Source organism: Bradyrhizobium sp. HKCCYLRH3097, assembly GCF_051167875.1.
Classification (GTDB): domain Bacteria; phylum Pseudomonadota; class Alphaproteobacteria; order Rhizobiales; family Xanthobacteraceae; genus Bradyrhizobium.
The window spans coordinates 790,533-805,096 of the sequence record NZ_JBNPTX010000001.1; the positions used below are offsets into that span (position 1 = coordinate 790,533).

A 14,564-nucleotide genomic window follows, 5' to 3' on the forward strand; every position below is an offset into this window, starting at 1 on the left:
CAGAGGGCCGGGCTGGTTTCCTGTTACCGCTCGTCGTTCTCCTTCAGCCAGCGGCCGACCAGATGATGAGCAATGGCGAACGGATGCGGTCCCGCCAAGCCGTCCGGATGCTGCCGCAGTAGCATCTGCCGGGCCTCGTCGCGGCTGAACCAGCGCACGTCCTCGAGCTCGGTGCGGTCGATGACGATGTCTTCGTTGAGCGCCCGGGCGCTGCAACCGATCATCAGCGACGACGGATAGGGCCAAGGCTGGGTCATGTAATAAGTCACGTCGGTGCAGCGAATGCCCGATTCTTCGAACACCTCGCGCCGGACGGCGTCCTCGATCGTCTCAGCCGCCTCGACGAAGCCGGCGAGGCAGGAATACATGCCGGCCGGAAACTGCTTCTGCCGCCCGAGCAGGCACTTGTCGCCGGAGGCGACCAGCGAGATCACGACCGGATCGGTGCGCGGGAAATGCTCCGTCTTGCAGCTCGGGCATTCGCGCTTCCAGCCGCCCTCGCGCATCGCGGTCTTGGCGCCGCAATTGGCGCAGAAGCCGTGGCGCTGATGCCATGATACCAGGGACTTCGCCATCGCGATCGTCGCCAACTGGTCGACCGGGATCGCGCCCTGCATCGCCATCCCGCGCAGCTCGGTGACGGCCACATCGTCGCGCCCGGCGAGCTTCTCGACGGCCGCCGGCGAGATGCCCATGCCGAACATCGCCGCTCCGTCCTGCAGCCCGAGGAAGATCGTTCCCGGATTGGCGCCGAACTTCAGCGCCTCGTCGATCGACAGCAGCGCGCGCAGCTTGTCGCCCTCGCGCTTCAGCACCAGCGAATCGCGATGCACGACATAGGCCCGCGTCGACGGCTTGCTTTCAAAGGCGATCAGCTTGTCGTCATGGAAGCGCAGATGGGCGGCGCGATCGATCGGATGGCCGACGAAGGCCGGCTTGCCCAACGGAAACAAGTCGAATGGCGACATCTCTCACCCTAGCCAGATCTTGCGCCTGATAGCGCTGATGAACTGCTGCACCTCCTGCGCATCGTGGGGCACAGGCGGCGCGGCGCCCCACACCGGTCGCGGCCAGGCCACGTCACTTGTGCGTCGCGCGATGATGTGGACGTGCAACTGCGGCACCATGTTGCCGAGCGCGGCCACGTTGAGCTTGTCGCATTTGGTGATCTCTTTGAGCGCGCGTGACGCCCGCGTGATCTCGGTCATCAGCTGCGCCTGCGCGACCTCGTCGAGATCGATGATCTCGACCGCGTCCTCGCGCCGCGGCACCAGCAGCAGCCAAGGATAGTTCGCGTCCTTGATCACCAGCACGCGGGACAGCGGCAGGTCGCCAATGTCGATCGTATCCTTCGCAAGTTGCGGATGCAGCGACCAAGCTGATTCGGGCATGCGGCGGTTCCTGGCGGATGGTCAGGTGGGGAGCTCGCGGGCACCTAAAGCCTTTCCGAGCTGCGGCACAAGCCCGCGGGGCGGTAGACTAGGCCGGCGAAGCTCGCGCTTGCTTTCCGGACCATTTGGCCCCAAATAGGCAGCGGGAGATTGGCGGTGGACGAGCCACTCGCCAACCGGGTCAGGTCCGGAAGGAAGCAGCCCTAACGAGGTCCGGATCGGGTCGCTCGTCAGTCTCCTACCTGTTTTCTCGAGCGAATCGCGCAAAGATGGCGGGGACCCCGCGCAGGGCGGGCGCTCAACCGCGCTCCGGCTGATTGCGTCGACGATCGCGATCGATGCCGGCCTGGAATGCTCACTTGCGGATCGCTCGATGACCGACGCTGGCGCCCCACCTGTTCCGCCTGACAGCGCCGACGCTCCCGCCAAGCCCTACCGGGTGCTGGCGCGCAAATACCGCCCCTCCAGCTTCGCAGATCTGATCGGCCAGGAGGCCGTGGTGCGCACGGTCTCGAACGCGTTCGAGACCGGCCGGATTCCGCAGGCCTGGATTCTGACCGGCGTCCGCGGCGTCGGCAAGACGACCACCGCCCGCATTCTCGCCCGCGCATTGAATTACGAGCTGCCGGACGGCTCGGTGAAGGGGCCGACCATCCATATGCCGGTGCTCGGCACCCATTGCCAGGCGATCATGGAAAGCCGGCACATGGACATCCTCGAGATGGACGCGGCGTCCCATACCGGCGTCGACGACGTCCGCCAGATCAATGACAGCGTCCGCTATGCGCCGGCCAGCGCGCGCTACAAGGTCTACATCATCGACGAAGTCCACATGCTGTCGACAGCGGCGTTCAACGCCTTCCTGAAGACCTTGGAGGAGCCGCCGGAGCACGCCAAGTTCGTGTTTGCGACCACCGAGATCCGCAAAGTGCCGGTGACGGTGCTGTCGCGCTGCCAGCGCTTCGATCTGCGCCGCGTCGAGGCCGACGTGCTGATGAAGCATCTTTCGGGCATCGCGACCAAGGAAGGCGTGACGATCGAGCCCGAGGCGCTCGGCATCATCGCGCGCGCCGCCGAAGGCTCGGTGCGCGATTCGTTGTCGCTGCTCGATCAGGCGATCGCGCACAGCGCCGGCGAAGTCCGCGCCGACGATGTCCGTCAGATGCTGGGCCTCGCCGACCGCACCCGCGTGATCGACCTGTTCCACCATCTCGCCAGCGGCGACATCGCCGCCGCCTTCAAGGAATTCCGCGAGCAATATGACGTCGGCGCCGACCCCGTGGTCGTGCTGTCGGATCTGGCCGAGTTCGTGAATTTCGTCACCCGGGTGAAGGTCGTGCCGGCCACGGCCGACAACGTCGCGTTCAGCGAGACCGAGCGGCTGCGCGCGCGCGACTTCGCCACCAAGCTGTCGATGCGGGTGCTGTCGCGGATGTGGCAGATGCTGCTCAAGGGCATTGCCGAGACCCAAGGTGCGACGCGCCCGGCCGCCGCCGCGGAAATGGTGCTGGTACGGATTGCCTACGCGGCCGATCTGCCGACGCCCGACGAAGCCATTCGGATGATCGACCAGAACGGCGGCGGATCTCCCGTTGTCACGAACGGCGGCGGAGCGCGTGCTGCGCCGGCATCCACCATGAGCGCGGGAACGCCGCCTGTGATGACGTCGGCGCCGATGCAGGCGCCGCGCGCGCAAGGCCCGACGCTCGCTGCGGTCGGCGGTTCGATGCGCCCGCAGGCGATGTCGTCACAGCCGGCGCCGGCAACACAGGACCAGCCCGCGCTGCGCATCGCGAGCTTTCAGGAACTCGTCGCGCTGGCCGGCAAGAATCGTGACCTGATCACCAAGAGCGCGCTGGAGATGGACGTGCGGCTGGTCCGCTTCGAAGAGGGACGGCTGGAGATCGCGCTGGAACGGACGGCGCAGCGCTCGCTTGTCTCGGACCTCGGCCGCAAGCTGGAAGACTGGACCGGCCGGCGCTGGACGGTGATCGTTTCCAACGAGCCGGGTCAGGCGACCTTGCGCGAGCAGAACCTGCGCGCCAAGAGCGAGCGAGAGGCGGCGGCGGAGGCCGATCCGCGCGTACAGGAGATCCTGGCGCGGTTCCCGGGCACCAAGGTGGTCGAAGTGCGCCGGCTCGCCCCCGAGCCGCCCGAATCGGACGCCAGTGCTGTCGAGCCGCCCGACGAGTCCGACGATGATGATTTCTAGAGCATGATCCGGAAAAGTGGAAAACGGTTTTCCTCGCGACAAACGCCAAAGGCGTTTGCGCGGAGATCATGCTCAACCAGATGGCTGATGATGAGGTGCTCCGATGGCTGACTTTCTCGGCATGATGAAACAGGCGGCGCAGCTGCAGACGAAGATGCAGGAGATGCAGGAGGAACTCGGCAACGTCGAGGTCGAGGGCATCTCGGGCGGCGGTCTGGTTGCCGTGCGCATGACCGCCAAGATGGACGTGAAGAGCATCAAGATCGATCCGTCGCTGCTCAAGCCGGAGGAGGCCGAGATCCTGGAGGACCTGCTGGTGACCGCGCATGGCGATGCACGGCGCAAGGCGGAAGCCGCGATGCAGGAGAAGATGCAGGCCATCACCGGCAAGCTCGGCCTGCCGCCCGGCTTCGGTTTTGGTTAGTTGACCTGATGACATTCGTGAACTGATGGCCGTCGCTGGTCCTGAGATCGAACGCCTGATCCAGCTGCTCGCGCGCCTGCCCGGCCTCGGGCCGCGTTCGGCGCGGCGCGCCGCCCTGCATCTGATCAAGAAGCGCGAGGCGCTGATGGTGCCGCTTGCCTCGGCGCTGCAGGTCGCGATCGATCGCATCCAGGTCTGCAAGACCTGCGGCAACATCGATACGCAGAATCCCTGCACGGTGTGCACCGATCCGCGGCGCGATCCCGCGATGATCGTCGTCGTCGCCGATGTCGCCGACCTCTGGGCGCTGGAGCGCGCCAAGGCCTCGAACGGCCGCTATCACGTGCTCGGCGGCACCTTGTCGCCGCTCGACGGAGTCGGTCCGCAGGATCTCACCATCGACGCGCTGGTGCAGCGCGCGCATGCGCCGGAGGTGCAGGAGATCATCCTCGCTCTGAACGCGACGGTCGACGGCCAGACGACGGCGCACTACATCACCGACCTCCTGCAGGAGGCGAACGTCAAGGTCACGCGGCTGGCGCATGGCGTGCCGGTCGGCGGCGAGCTCGACTATCTCGACGAAGGCACGCTCTCGGCCGCGATGCGGCAGCGGACCTTGTTCTAAGCACAGACGGAAGTGAATTGATGACGAAACGCGGATTCGGCAAACGGCTGGCTTTGGGCGCGATTCTGGCGGCACTCTCGGCGCCGTCGGTGCTGGCGCAGCAAAGCGAGGCACCGCAGAAGGCGGGGCGTCCGCTCAATGCCGGTGACGTGCTGTCGGGCGAGCTGACGGCGCTGAAGCTGAAAGGCGCCAAATCGGGCCAGCCCTCCGCCGCCTATCAGATCACCAGCGAGCCGCGCCGCCTGCCGCCGCCGAGCGGGCTGTGCAATCTCGAGACCGGACCGGAGACGTTCCAGCTCGTCACCGCGAACACGGCGCAGGCCTCGCAGCTCAAGGGCCTGCTCGGCAAGCAGATCGCGGTCAAGGTCGACGAGATCGCCTGCGCCCAGGATGCGGGGCAGATGAGCGAGGCGGTCGTGACCAAGTGGAGCTTGGTGAAGCGGTGACACTTGGGACGCTGCGAGCGCCGCCTCCTGACTTCTGCAGTCATCGCCCGGCTCGACCGGGCGATCCAGTACGCCGCGGCCCTCGGTTGATAGCTGACGTCTCTGGAATACTGGGTCATCCGCCTTCGCGAGTGACGACAGTTGACGGTGAGGCGGCAGCTACAACTTCACCGGCCCCAAATCATCGAAATGCCCACGCCGTTGCAGCCAAGCGAGCAGCACGAGGCTCGGGATCGCGACGAGCACGCAGATGACGAAGAATGCAGGCCAGCCGGTCGCTTTCGCCACATAGCCCGCGCCCGATGACAGATAGGTTCGTCCAACCGCGGCGAGCGCGGTGAGCAGCGCATATTGGGTCGCGGTGTGCAGCGGGTTCTGGCACAGCGCAGAGAGATAGGCGACAAAGATCACGGTGCCGATCGCGCTGGTGAGGTTCTCCGCAGAGATCGCCAGCGCCAGCGCCCACTGATTGACGCCGACGATGGCGAGCCATGAGAACGACAGGTTGGCCAGCGCCTGCACGATGCCGCCGATCCACAGGCTGATGGCGAGCGAATAGCGCCGCGCGACGAAACCGCCGGCAAAGCCGCCGGCGAGCGTGGCGGCGAGGCCGACGCCTTTCACGATCGCGGCGTAGTCGACCTTGCTGAAGCCGAGATCGATCACGAACGGCGCGGTCATCGTGCCGGAGAAGGCGTCGGTGAACTTGAACAGCACGACGAAGGCGAGCGCCGTGAGCGCATCACGTCGGCCGAGGAACTCGACGAAGGCCCCGGCAGCCGCATGCATCACGCGGGTGAGCGCGGTGTCCGCCCCCATCGCGGCCTCCGCCTGCTGCGACTGGGCCGGCTCGGTCGCCGCGAGGGCCGTGATCGTGCCGATCAGCACCAGTCCGGCCATCGCAACATAGCCCCACATCCAGGACGACGGACGCGTCAGCCCCGAGTTCTCGAATGCACTGACCACCACCAGTGCGCCGGCGGTCGAGACCAGCATGCCGATGCGGTAGGCGGCGACATACGCCGCCATGCCCGCGGCCTGCTCACTCTCCGGCAGGCTCTCGACGCGGAAGGCGTCGACCACGATGTCCTGGGTCGCCGACATCGCGGCGACCAGCAGCGCGGCCAGCGCCACCATGAACGGCGCGTGCGCCGGATCGGTCAACGCCAGCAGCAGGATGGCGGCGATCAGCAGCAGTTGCGCGAACACCAGCCAGCCGCGTCGCCGCCCGAAGGCGCGCGTCAGCAGCGGCACGTGCAGCGCGTCGACCAGCGGCGCCCAGAGGAATTTCAGCGTGTAGGGCGTGCCGACGAGCGCGAATAGCCCGATGGTCCCGAGGTCGACGCCGAGCTCGCGCATCCAGATCTGCAAGGTCGAGCCGGACAGCGCCAGCGGCAGCCCCGACGAAAATCCGAGGAACAGCACCACGAGCACGCGCGGCTGCAGATAGACGGCCATGCTCTCGCGCCAGGTGGGGGCTTTTGGCGCAGCCTCGGGCTTTGCGCCGGTCGCGGTGATGTCGGAAGAAGCCTCAGGTACGGTCATGGATGGGTGGTAGCAGATTTGCGCAAGAAACGCTCCCCATCTCAGCTGTCATCGTCCGCGAGCCGGGCGATGACAGTCTTGGCAAAATTCAAGCTGCGACAAGGGCGAGCTGCCCAATCACTCCCCCGCCTGCACGCGTCCCGCCAGCGGAAACAAATCCGGCGCGGTGCCCGTAGCTGGCGCGATGCGTGGCGACTCCACCGGCGTGTCCTGTTTGCTGAAGTCGAGCTCCTCGATCCGCGCGGCGCGCTTCTCGATCTTGTCGGCCGAGATGAGGATCTGGCGGATGTCCTCGCCGACATCGCCGAAATGCTTCTGCAGCTTGAGCACGCGCTCGCGCAGGCGGCCGAGATCGTCCCCGAGATGGATCACCTCGTTGCGGATCTGGTCGGCGGCGTCGCGGATGCGTGCGTCCTTCATGATCTGCTGCATGACCTGGATCGCGAGCATCAGCAGCGACGGCGACACCAGCACGACGCGCGCGCGATACGCTTTCTGGATGACGTCGTCGAAGCCATCATGGATCTCGGCATAGACCGATTCCGACGGCACGAACATCAGCGCGGTGTCCTGCGTCTCGCCGACCACCAGATATTTCTCCGCGATGTCGTTGACGTGACGCAGCACGTCGGTACGCAGGCGCTGTGCCGCGGTGCGCTTCTCCTCGTCCGTCTCCGCATCATGCAGCGCGGTCACGGCTTCCAACGGAAACTTGGCGTCGATGCACAGCGGTCGCGCGTCGGGCAGGAACACGACGCAGTCCGGCCGCTTGCCGCTGGCGAGCGTGTACTGGAACGCGTAACTGCCTTTCGGCAGTCCGTCCTGCACGATCGCCTCCATCCGCGCCTGGCCGAACGCGCCGCGCGACTGCTTGTTGGCGAGGACGTCGCGCAGGGTCGTGACCTGGGTCGTCAGCTCGCTGAGATCACGGTGGGCATTGTCGATGATGCCGAGCCGCTCGTGCAGCACGCGCAGACTATCCATGGTGTGGCGCGTACTCTGCTCCATCGACTGTCCGACGCGATGAGTCACCGCATCGAGCCGCTCGTTGACGCTGCGGGCAAGATCAACCTGCCGGCCGGCGAGCAGCTGCGCCATCGCGTCGACCCGGCCGGAGGCCTCGCTCTGGACGCGGATCATCTCGCTGAACCGTTGTTCGATCTCATCGCTGCGCATCGCCTGCTGGGCCGCGAGCTCGGCGCCGCGCCGGCCGGAACGCACCACGGCCGCCACGATCATCACGAGCAGCAGCACCACCAGCACGCCAAATCCGATCAGCGCATCGCTGGCGCGGACCGGAAGGTCGCCGATCATGATGACGACAGGATTGAGGGACTGGCTGGCGGCGGTCATCACGCCCGTCTATCCGATTCGCACAAGCTCGCGAACGAAGAGAGAACATTTATGGTTAAGGCCAGGTTAAGAATCATGGTTAACGAGGCATTGAAATTCATGGTTAGCGAAGTCTTAACTGCGAGCCATCACATTGACCGCGCCGGTTCCGCGGCTTAAATCGCGCGCCATGTCCCTAAGAGAAATCATCATTCTGCCGGACCGGCAGTTGCGGCTGGTGTCCAAGCCGGTCGAGAAGGTCACGCCGGAGATCCGGCAGCTGGTCGACGACATGTTTCAGACCATGTACGACGCGCCGGGCATCGGGCTCGCAGCGATTCAGGTCGCGCAGCCGCTGCGCGTCATCACCATGGATCTGGCCAAGCCCGACGCGAACGGCGAAGGCAAGCGCGAGCCGCGCGTCTTCATCAATCCGGAGATCGTTGCCAAGTCGGACGAGCTGTCGGTCTACGAGGAAGGCTGCCTGTCGATCCCCGAATATTACGAGGAGGTCGAGCGGCCGGCGCGCGTGCGCGTGCGCTTCACCGATCTCGACGGGCTGGTTCGCGAGGAGGATGCCGAGGGGCTCTACGCCACCTGCATCCAGCACGAGATCGACCATCTCAACGGCGTGCTGTTCATCGACTATCTGTCGAAGCTCAAGCGCGACCGCGTGATGAAGAAGTTCGCCAAGGCCGCCAAGCGCGCCAGCGAGTAACGATCAACTCTCTCCTCCGTCATGCCCGGGCTTGACCCGGGCATCTACGTCGAGCCGCGCGTTACAGGCAGCTCGACGTGGATGACCGGGACAAGCCCGGCCATGACGCGGAGGATTCGGCAATGCAGGATCTTCCACCAGATGCCGCTTCGCCTGATCTTCATGGGCACGCCGGATTTCGCCGTGCCGACCCTGCTCGAACTTGCCGGCCACGGCCACGAGATCGCGGCGGTCTATACGCGCGCGCCGAAGCCCGGCGGCCGCCGCGGCCTGGCGCTGGTGCCGACGCCGATCGAGACCGAGGCGCGCCGGCTCGGCATTCCCGTGCTCACGCCGAAGACGCTGAAGACCGAGGACGCGCTGGCTGCGTTCCGCGCCCATGAGGCCGATGTCGCCGTTGTCGTCGCCTATGGCATGATCCTGCCGCAGGCGATTCTCGATGCACCGAAACTCGGCTGCTACAACCTCCACGCCTCGTTGCTGCCACGCTGGCGCGGCGCCGCGCCGATCAACCGTGCCATCATGGCAGGGGACGCTGAAAGCGGCGTGATGGTCATGAAGATGGATGTCGGTCTCGACACTGGCGACGTTGCGATGGCCGAGCGTCTGCCCATCACCGACGCGATGACGGCGTCCGATCTGCACGATCGCCTCTCGCGGATCGGTGCCGACCTGATGGTGCGCGCGATGGCGGCGCTGGAGCGCGGCGGGCTGACGTTGACGAAGCAGGCCGAGGAGGGCGTCACCTACGCCGCCAAGATCGAGAAGGCGGAGGCGCGGATCGATTGGACGAAGCCGGCGCATGCGGTGCTGCGGCACATCCACGGCCTGTCGCCATTTCCCGGCGCCTGGAGCGAGGTCGTGCTCGATGGCGAGGCGGTACGGCTGAAGATGCTGCGCTGTGAGCAGGCCGGCGGCGCGGGCGCGCCCGGCACTGTTCTGGATGACCAGCTCACCATCGCCTGCGCCGACGGCGCGATCCGCATCACCGAGCTGCAGCGCGCCGGCAAGGGCCCGATGAAGGCCGCGGATTTCCTGCGCGGCACCCCATTGAATCGCGGTGCTCGTTTTTCGTAACGCTGTCATACCCCGCGAAAGCGGGGTATCCAGTACGCCGAGACGTGCATTGTCGCGCCGAGACGTCGGCGAATACTGGATCGCCCGCCTGCGCGGGCGATGACGGCAGCAATAGACCGAATGCCCCGCTACAAGCTCACCATCGAATATGACGGCGCGCCGTTCTGCGGCTGGCAGCTGCAGGAGACCTTGCCGTCGGTGCAGGGCGCGCTCGAAGCGGCGGTGCAGGCGACCTGCGGCGTGCCCACGCGTGTGCACGGCTCAGGCCGCACCGACGCCGGCGTCCACGCTACCGGCCAGGTTGCGCATTGCGACATCGCCAAGGAGTTCCGCCCGGACAAGCTGCGCGACGCGCTCAACGCGCATCTGCGGCCGAACCCGGTCGCGGTGCTCGCCGCCGAGATCATGCCCGACACCTTCGAAGCGCGGTTCTCCGCGCGCAGGCGGCACTACCGTTACCGGATCGTCAATCGCCGCTCCAACCTCGCGCTGGAGGTCGGCCGCGTCTGGCGGGTGCCGCAGCGGCTCGATTCCGATGCAATGCATGCAGCCGCGCAGCGGCTGATCGGCAAGCACGACTTCACGACGTTCCGCGATACCGAATGCCAGGCGAAATCGCCGGAGAAGACGCTGGATCAGCTCGACGTCGTGAGGGACGGCGATGCGATCACCATCCTCACCTCCGCCCGCTCCTATCTGCATAGCCAGGTCCGCTCGATGGTCGGCTCACTGGTGTGGGTCGGGCAGGGTCGCTGGACCGCCGATGATCTCGCCGCCGCGCTCGCCGCGCGCAACCGCGCCGCCTGCGGCGTCGTCGCGCCGCCGGAAGGGCTTTACCTCGTGAAGGTCGACTACTAATTGCGGCCGCTCCACTCGATATCGCTGCCGCGGAGACGTCCTGGATTCCTTCGCTGCGTTCGCAATGATGCGCAGAGAGGGGGTCACGCGAAGTAGCGATCGAGAATGCCGCGATAGATCTTCGTCAGGGTGGCGATGTCGGCGACCGAGGCGCGCTCGTCGATCTGGTGCATGGTCTGGCCGACCAGGCCGAACTCGATCACCGGGCAATAGCTCGAGATGAAGCGCGCGTCCGACGTGCCGCCGGTGGTCGAGAGCTCCGGCTTGCGGCCCGTCACGCTCTCGATCGCAGCAACCGCGAGGTCGGTGAACGGTCCGGGCTTGGTCAGGAACACGTTCGAGTTCGACGGCAGCCAGTCGATGCGGGCGCGGATGCGATTGCCGCAGGCCTTCGTCAGCCGCTCCTCGACCAGCGCGCGCAGCGTCTCCTGCGTATGGCAGTCATTGTAGCGGATGTTGAACTTCGCCCGCGCCAGTCCGGGAATGACGTTGCTGGCGGTGTTGCCGACATCGACGGTGGTGAATTCGAGATTCGACGGCTGGAACTGCGCGCTGCCGTTGTCGAGCGGTTCGTCCGACAAGGCCACGATCAGGCGCGAGATGTCCGGCACCGGGTTGGAGGCGCGGTGCGGGTAGGCGACGTGGCCCTGCTTGCCCTCGACGATCAAGGTGCCGGACTGCGAGCCGCGGCGGCCGATCTTGATGCAGTCGCCCATGACCTCTTGATTGGACGGCTCGCCGAGCACGCAATGGTCGAACCGCTCGCCGCGCTCGGCCGCCCACTTCAACAGCTTGATGGTGCCGTTGATCGAGACGTCCTCCTCGTCGCCGGTGATCAGGAACGAGATCGAGCCCTTCGGCTGTCCGCTGTGATCGCGCAGATAGTCGAGCGCAGCCGCGACGCTGCAGGCGATGCCGCCCTTCATGTCGACGGCGCCACGGCCATAGATGTAGCCGTCCTTCACCTCGCCCGAGAACGCCGGCAGGCTCCACGCCGCTTCATCGCCGGGCGGCACCACATCGGTGTGGCCGGCGAACGTGATGTGCGGCCCGTCGGTGCCGATGCGGGCATAGAGGTTGTCGATGTCGGCGGTGCCTGCTTCGGAGAACGTCACGCGATGCGTGGTAAAGCCCGCGTCCTTCAGCAGGGCCTCGAGCACGCCAAGCGCGCCGGCATCGGCCGGGGTCACGGAGGGGCAGCGGATCAGGTCGCGGGTGATGGCGAGGGCATCGGTCATGCCTTTCGCTTAACATGCTATTTTGCCGGCGGGCTAGTGCTGCCGATTGCCGCTTCCCCTCGCGGCGGGCTCGCAACGTGCGGGGTGAACTCCAGCTCCTTGTGCTGGTTCCAGGCGGGCGCGGGCGGTCTTGGCTGGCGGGAGCGTTCGCTGGATCGGACCTTCGGCAACGGGTTGGGCCCGAAGCGATTGGTCCAGGGATCGCCGGCAAGGCAGTACAATTCGATGAAGGCCCACAGCGAGAGCAGCGCACCAGCGCCGCCCACGATCGCTGGAATGACCGTCCCGGGAATGCGCTCCGCGTACTGGTTGACCAGCCCGGGCACGACGAAGAACGGAACCGTCCACCAGCCGCTCCTGTCGCGGTCATGCAGCCGCTTGATGGCGCCTGCGGCAAACACCCAGACGAACACGGGGGTGAGGATGACGTGGAAGGTGGCGGGGACGATATCGGCGCGGGTCAGGCCGCGAAAGGTGTCCGGGTCGAGGACCGCGAAGATGTCGGTCAGATTGAAGCTGAAGGCCGTCGGGCCGCCCAGCAGCCTGCTCGCGCCCGCCACCAGCGCGGCGGCAAAGACCATCCAGCAGAGCACCACCAGCAACGACAGCCAGAGCTTGGCGCGGTTGATCCGGCCGTGGAAGCGAAACAGAAACCAGGTCCAGTCCATGGACGTCCTCCGGACCGATGGCTTGGCCGGCCCGGAGATTCGTTGCTGCGGCCGCAGCCGCGGTTCAATCAGTCGCGCAACAGCTCGTTGATCGAGGTCTTGGAGCGGGTGCGCTCGTCGACGCGCTTGACGATGACGGCGCAGGCGGTGGACGGGCCGATCTGGCCGTTCTTCATCGGCTTGCCCGGCAGCGCGCCCGGCACCACGACGGCATATTCCGGCACCTCGCCGACGAAAACCTCGCCCGTCTCTCGGTCGACGATCTTGGTCGACGCGCCCAGGAAAACGCCCATCGACAGCACCGCCCCCTTGCGGACGACCACGCCCTCGGCAACCTCCGAGCGCGCGCCGATGAAGCAGTCATCCTCGATGATCACGGGGCCGGCCTGCAGCGGCTCCAGCACGCCGCCGATGCCGACGCCGCCGGAGATGTGCACGCGCTTGCCGATCTGGGCGCAGGAGCCGACCGTCGACCAGGTGTCGACCATGGTCGCCTCGTCGACATAGGCGCCGAGATTGACGAAGGACGGCATCAGCACGACGTTCCTGGCGATGAAGGCCGAGCGGCGCACGATCGCGCCGGGCACGGCGCGGAAGCCGGCGTCGCGAAAGCGGTTCTCGCCCCAGCCCTCGAACTTCGACGGCACCTTGTCCCACCACGACGCCTGGCCGGGGCCGCCGGGGATCACGCTCATGTCGTTGAGGCGGAACGACAGCAGCACGGCCTTCTTGAGCCACTGGTTGACGCTCCACTTGCCGTCAGTGCCGCGCTCAGCGACCCGGGCCTCGCCCTTGTCGAGCAGCTCGAGCGCGCTCTCCACGGCGTCGCGGACCTCGCCCTTGGTCGTGGTCGAGACGCCATCACGGGCATCGAAGGCGCTGTTGATGGTGGATTCCAGGGCGGACAGTGACATCGGTCGATCCTCGCTTGGTCCCTGGGCAGAAAGCCGGGGACGGCCGTGTACGAGCATGGTGGGCAGGGCGGCTTTTTCGGGATTTGGACCCGGAGAGTCAAGGACGCATCGGTGGCGGGGGCCGTCCGCGCGGGAGGTGCGGCTTATCATGCTCCGTCATTCCGGGTTCGATGCTTCGCATCGTCCCGGAATGACAGCTCAATGCGTGGCGGGTTTCACCCCACCAGCCGCTGCAAGAACCCGGTCAGATCGTCCGTGACATGATCGACATGCGGATCGTCGCGCCCCGCCAGCTCCCAGTCCTCGCGCACCACCTCCTTGGTGCCGTCGGGCACTACCAGCACGGTCGTCATGCCGAGGTCGTGCGGGACGACGAGATTGCGGGCGAGATCCTCGAACATCGTGGCCCTGGCAGGATCGACGTCATGGAGCTTGAGGAATTTGTCATAGGTCTCGCGCGCCGGCTTCGGCGTCAACTCGGCGGCGATGATGTCGAATACGCCGTGGAAATGCGCGGCAATGCCGAGCCGCGCCAGCACCGCGTCGACGTGGCCGACCGAGCCGTTGGTCAGGATCAGCTTGCGCCCCGGCAGCTTCTCGATCGCCGCGCCCATCGCCGGGTTCGGCTCCAGCGGCGAGTGGTCGATCTTGTGCACGTAGGCGAGGAAGTCGTCGGCGTGCACGCCATGCTCGGTCATCATGCCGCGCATCGTGGTGCCGTAGCGGCGGTAGTAGTCCTTCTGGATGCGGCGCGCCTCCTCCGCATCGACCTTGAGCCAGTTGGAGACGAACTCGCCGATCCTGGCATCGACCTGCTGCCACAGATTGACGTGATGCGGATACAGCGTGTTGTCGAGGTCGAACACCCAGGTGTCGACGTGATCGAAGGCGCGAGGGGATTTTGTCATGTGGGCGTCGGTCCATCCTGCCTTCGGTCATCATGCCCGGCTAGGGCGGCATATTCCGCTGTCGTCCCGGCGAACGCCGGGACCCATACCGCGGAAGCTATCTTGCGGCATGATGGCTGATGCCGATGGCCCAAACCTCGGCCGGTGGTTATGGATCCCGGCGTTCGCCGGGATGACAGCTGTGGGTGTGGTGGCAACGTGGGCAACA

General features: G+C 66.4%; 15 protein-coding genes and 1 other RNA gene. 8 read left to right on the forward strand and 8 right to left on the reverse strand.

The window, feature by feature from the left end; translation table 11 throughout:
• Positions 1-23: 23 nt before the first annotated feature.
• Together nudC and ACQR0U_RS03560 are read right to left on the reverse strand one after the other, a co-directional pair.
• The gene (nudC, locus tag ACQR0U_RS03555; protein WP_316227024.1) at positions 24-968 is read right to left on the reverse strand and encodes an NAD(+) diphosphatase; all 945 of its coding nucleotides are present in this window, start codon (positions 966-968) and stop codon (positions 24-26) included.
• Positions 969-971: 3 nt separating this feature from the next.
• Positions 972-1,391 carry an HIT family protein gene (locus tag ACQR0U_RS03560; protein WP_316227023.1) on the reverse strand — a complete coding sequence of 140 codons (420 nt, stop codon included), beginning with the start codon at positions 1,389-1,391 and terminating at the stop codon, positions 972-974.
• A 145-nt stretch (positions 1,392-1,536) separates the two neighbouring features.
• On the opposite strand from ACQR0U_RS03560, the gene ffs reads away from it, so the two are divergent.
• The 5 genes from ffs to ACQR0U_RS03585 all read left to right on the forward strand — a co-directional run bounded on the left by ffs (position 1,537) and on the right by ACQR0U_RS03585 (position 5,098).
• Positions 1,537-1,633: signal recognition particle sRNA small type (ffs, locus tag ACQR0U_RS03565), an RNA gene on the forward strand.
• Between the two features lie 131 nt (positions 1,634-1,764).
• Positions 1,765-3,603 (forward strand): DNA polymerase III subunit gamma/tau, encoded by a 1,839-nt coding sequence (locus ACQR0U_RS03570; protein WP_316169602.1) that lies wholly within the window; start codon positions 1,765-1,767, stop codon positions 3,601-3,603.
• Between the two features lie 103 nt (positions 3,604-3,706).
• Positions 3,707-4,027 (forward strand): YbaB/EbfC family nucleoid-associated protein, encoded by a 321-nt coding sequence (locus ACQR0U_RS03575; protein WP_315715348.1) that lies wholly within the window; start codon positions 3,707-3,709, stop codon positions 4,025-4,027.
• A 25-nt stretch (positions 4,028-4,052) separates the two neighbouring features.
• Positions 4,053-4,652, forward strand: a complete 600-nt coding sequence (gene recR, locus ACQR0U_RS03580; protein WP_315715349.1) for a recombination mediator RecR — start codon at positions 4,053-4,055, stop codon at positions 4,650-4,652.
• Positions 4,653-4,672: 20 nt separating this feature from the next.
• The gene (locus ACQR0U_RS03585; RefSeq protein WP_315715350.1) at positions 4,673-5,098 is read left to right on the forward strand and encodes a hypothetical protein; all 426 of its coding nucleotides are present in this window, start codon (positions 4,673-4,675) and stop codon (positions 5,096-5,098) included.
• A 159-nt stretch (positions 5,099-5,257) separates the two neighbouring features.
• Here ACQR0U_RS03585 and ACQR0U_RS03590 read toward each other — a convergent pair whose 3' ends face one another.
• Positions 5,258-6,643 (reverse strand): AmpG family muropeptide MFS transporter, encoded by a 1,386-nt coding sequence (locus tag ACQR0U_RS03590; RefSeq protein WP_316167268.1) that lies wholly within the window; start codon positions 6,641-6,643, stop codon positions 5,258-5,260.
• A 117-nt stretch (positions 6,644-6,760) separates the two neighbouring features.
• A complete protein-coding gene (locus tag ACQR0U_RS03595) occupies positions 6,761-7,996 on the reverse strand; it encodes a DNA recombination protein RmuC (protein WP_434872082.1) in 1,236 nt (411 codons plus the stop codon).
• A 169-nt stretch (positions 7,997-8,165) separates the two neighbouring features.
• Here ACQR0U_RS03595 and def point away from each other — a divergent pair, with 169 nt between their 5' ends.
• From def to truA, 3 genes are all read left to right on the forward strand, one after another.
• Positions 8,166-8,693, forward strand: coding sequence for a peptide deformylase (gene def, locus ACQR0U_RS03600; RefSeq protein WP_315715353.1), 528 nt, complete (start codon positions 8,166-8,168; stop codon positions 8,691-8,693).
• Positions 8,694-8,834: 141 nt separating this feature from the next.
• Positions 8,835-9,770 carry a methionyl-tRNA formyltransferase gene (fmt, locus tag ACQR0U_RS03605; protein WP_434872083.1) on the forward strand — a complete coding sequence of 312 codons (936 nt, stop codon included), beginning with the start codon at positions 8,835-8,837 and terminating at the stop codon, positions 9,768-9,770.
• A gap of 120 nt (positions 9,771-9,890) precedes the next feature.
• Positions 9,891-10,628: a tRNA pseudouridine(38-40) synthase TruA gene (truA, locus tag ACQR0U_RS03610; protein WP_315752208.1), complete on the forward strand. Its 738-nt coding sequence runs from the start codon at positions 9,891-9,893 to the stop codon at positions 10,626-10,628.
• Positions 10,629-10,711: 83 nt separating this feature from the next.
• On the opposite strand, the gene dapE is transcribed toward truA, so the two are convergent.
• The 4 genes from dapE to ACQR0U_RS03630 form a co-directional block, all read right to left on the reverse strand.
• Positions 10,712-11,866 carry a succinyl-diaminopimelate desuccinylase gene (gene dapE / locus ACQR0U_RS03615; protein ID WP_315825868.1) on the reverse strand — a complete coding sequence of 385 codons (1,155 nt, stop codon included), beginning with the start codon at positions 11,864-11,866 and terminating at the stop codon, positions 10,712-10,714.
• 17 nt (positions 11,867-11,883) lie between these two features.
• Positions 11,884-12,534 carry a DUF805 domain-containing protein gene (locus tag ACQR0U_RS03620; protein WP_434842612.1) on the reverse strand — a complete coding sequence of 217 codons (651 nt, stop codon included), beginning with the start codon at positions 12,532-12,534 and terminating at the stop codon, positions 11,884-11,886.
• 68 nt (positions 12,535-12,602) lie between these two features.
• Complete coding sequence (dapD, locus tag ACQR0U_RS03625; protein ID WP_015669883.1) at positions 12,603-13,448, reverse strand: 2,3,4,5-tetrahydropyridine-2,6-dicarboxylate N-succinyltransferase; 846 nt, start codon at positions 13,446-13,448, stop codon at positions 12,603-12,605.
• 215 nt (positions 13,449-13,663) lie between these two features.
• Entirely contained in the window at positions 13,664-14,356 is a 693-nt protein-coding gene (locus ACQR0U_RS03630) for a pyrimidine 5'-nucleotidase (protein WP_316193320.1), read from the reverse strand.
• Positions 14,357-14,564: the final 208 nt, after the last annotated feature.

Bases quoted from the DNA above. Each gene is read 5' to 3' on its own strand.
- nudC (WP_316227024.1), bottom strand. From the start codon at position 968: ATGTCGCCATTCGACTTGTTTCCGTTGGGCAAGCCGGCCTTCGTCGGC.
- ACQR0U_RS03560 (WP_316227023.1), bottom strand. From the start codon at position 1,391: ATGCCCGAATCAGCTTGGTCGCTGCATCCGCAACTTGCGAAGGATACG.
- ACQR0U_RS03570 (WP_316169602.1), top strand. From the start codon at position 1,765: ATGACCGACGCTGGCGCCCCACCTGTTCCGCCTGACAGCGCCGACGCT.
- ACQR0U_RS03575 (WP_315715348.1), top strand. From the start codon at position 3,707: ATGGCTGACTTTCTCGGCATGATGAAACAGGCGGCGCAGCTGCAGACG.
- recR (WP_315715349.1), top strand. From the start codon at position 4,053: ATGGCCGTCGCTGGTCCTGAGATCGAACGCCTGATCCAGCTGCTCGCG.
- ACQR0U_RS03585 (WP_315715350.1), top strand. From the start codon at position 4,673: ATGACGAAACGCGGATTCGGCAAACGGCTGGCTTTGGGCGCGATTCTG.
- ACQR0U_RS03590 (WP_316167268.1), bottom strand. From the start codon at position 6,643: ATGACCGTACCTGAGGCTTCTTCCGACATCACCGCGACCGGCGCAAAG.
- ACQR0U_RS03595 (WP_434872082.1), bottom strand. From the start codon at position 7,996: ATGACCGCCGCCAGCCAGTCCCTCAATCCTGTCGTCATCATGATCGGC.
- def (WP_315715353.1), top strand. From the start codon at position 8,166: ATGTCCCTAAGAGAAATCATCATTCTGCCGGACCGGCAGTTGCGGCTG.
- fmt (WP_434872083.1), top strand. From the start codon at position 8,835: ATGCCGCTTCGCCTGATCTTCATGGGCACGCCGGATTTCGCCGTGCCG.
- truA (WP_315752208.1), top strand. From the start codon at position 9,891: ATGCCCCGCTACAAGCTCACCATCGAATATGACGGCGCGCCGTTCTGC.
- dapE (WP_315825868.1), bottom strand. From the start codon at position 11,866: ATGACCGATGCCCTCGCCATCACCCGCGACCTGATCCGCTGCCCCTCC.
- ACQR0U_RS03620 (WP_434842612.1), bottom strand. From the start codon at position 12,534: ATGGACTGGACCTGGTTTCTGTTTCGCTTCCACGGCCGGATCAACCGC.
- dapD (WP_015669883.1), bottom strand. From the start codon at position 13,448: ATGTCACTGTCCGCCCTGGAATCCACCATCAACAGCGCCTTCGATGCC.
- ACQR0U_RS03630 (WP_316193320.1), bottom strand. From the start codon at position 14,356: ATGACAAAATCCCCTCGCGCCTTCGATCACGTCGACACCTGGGTGTTC.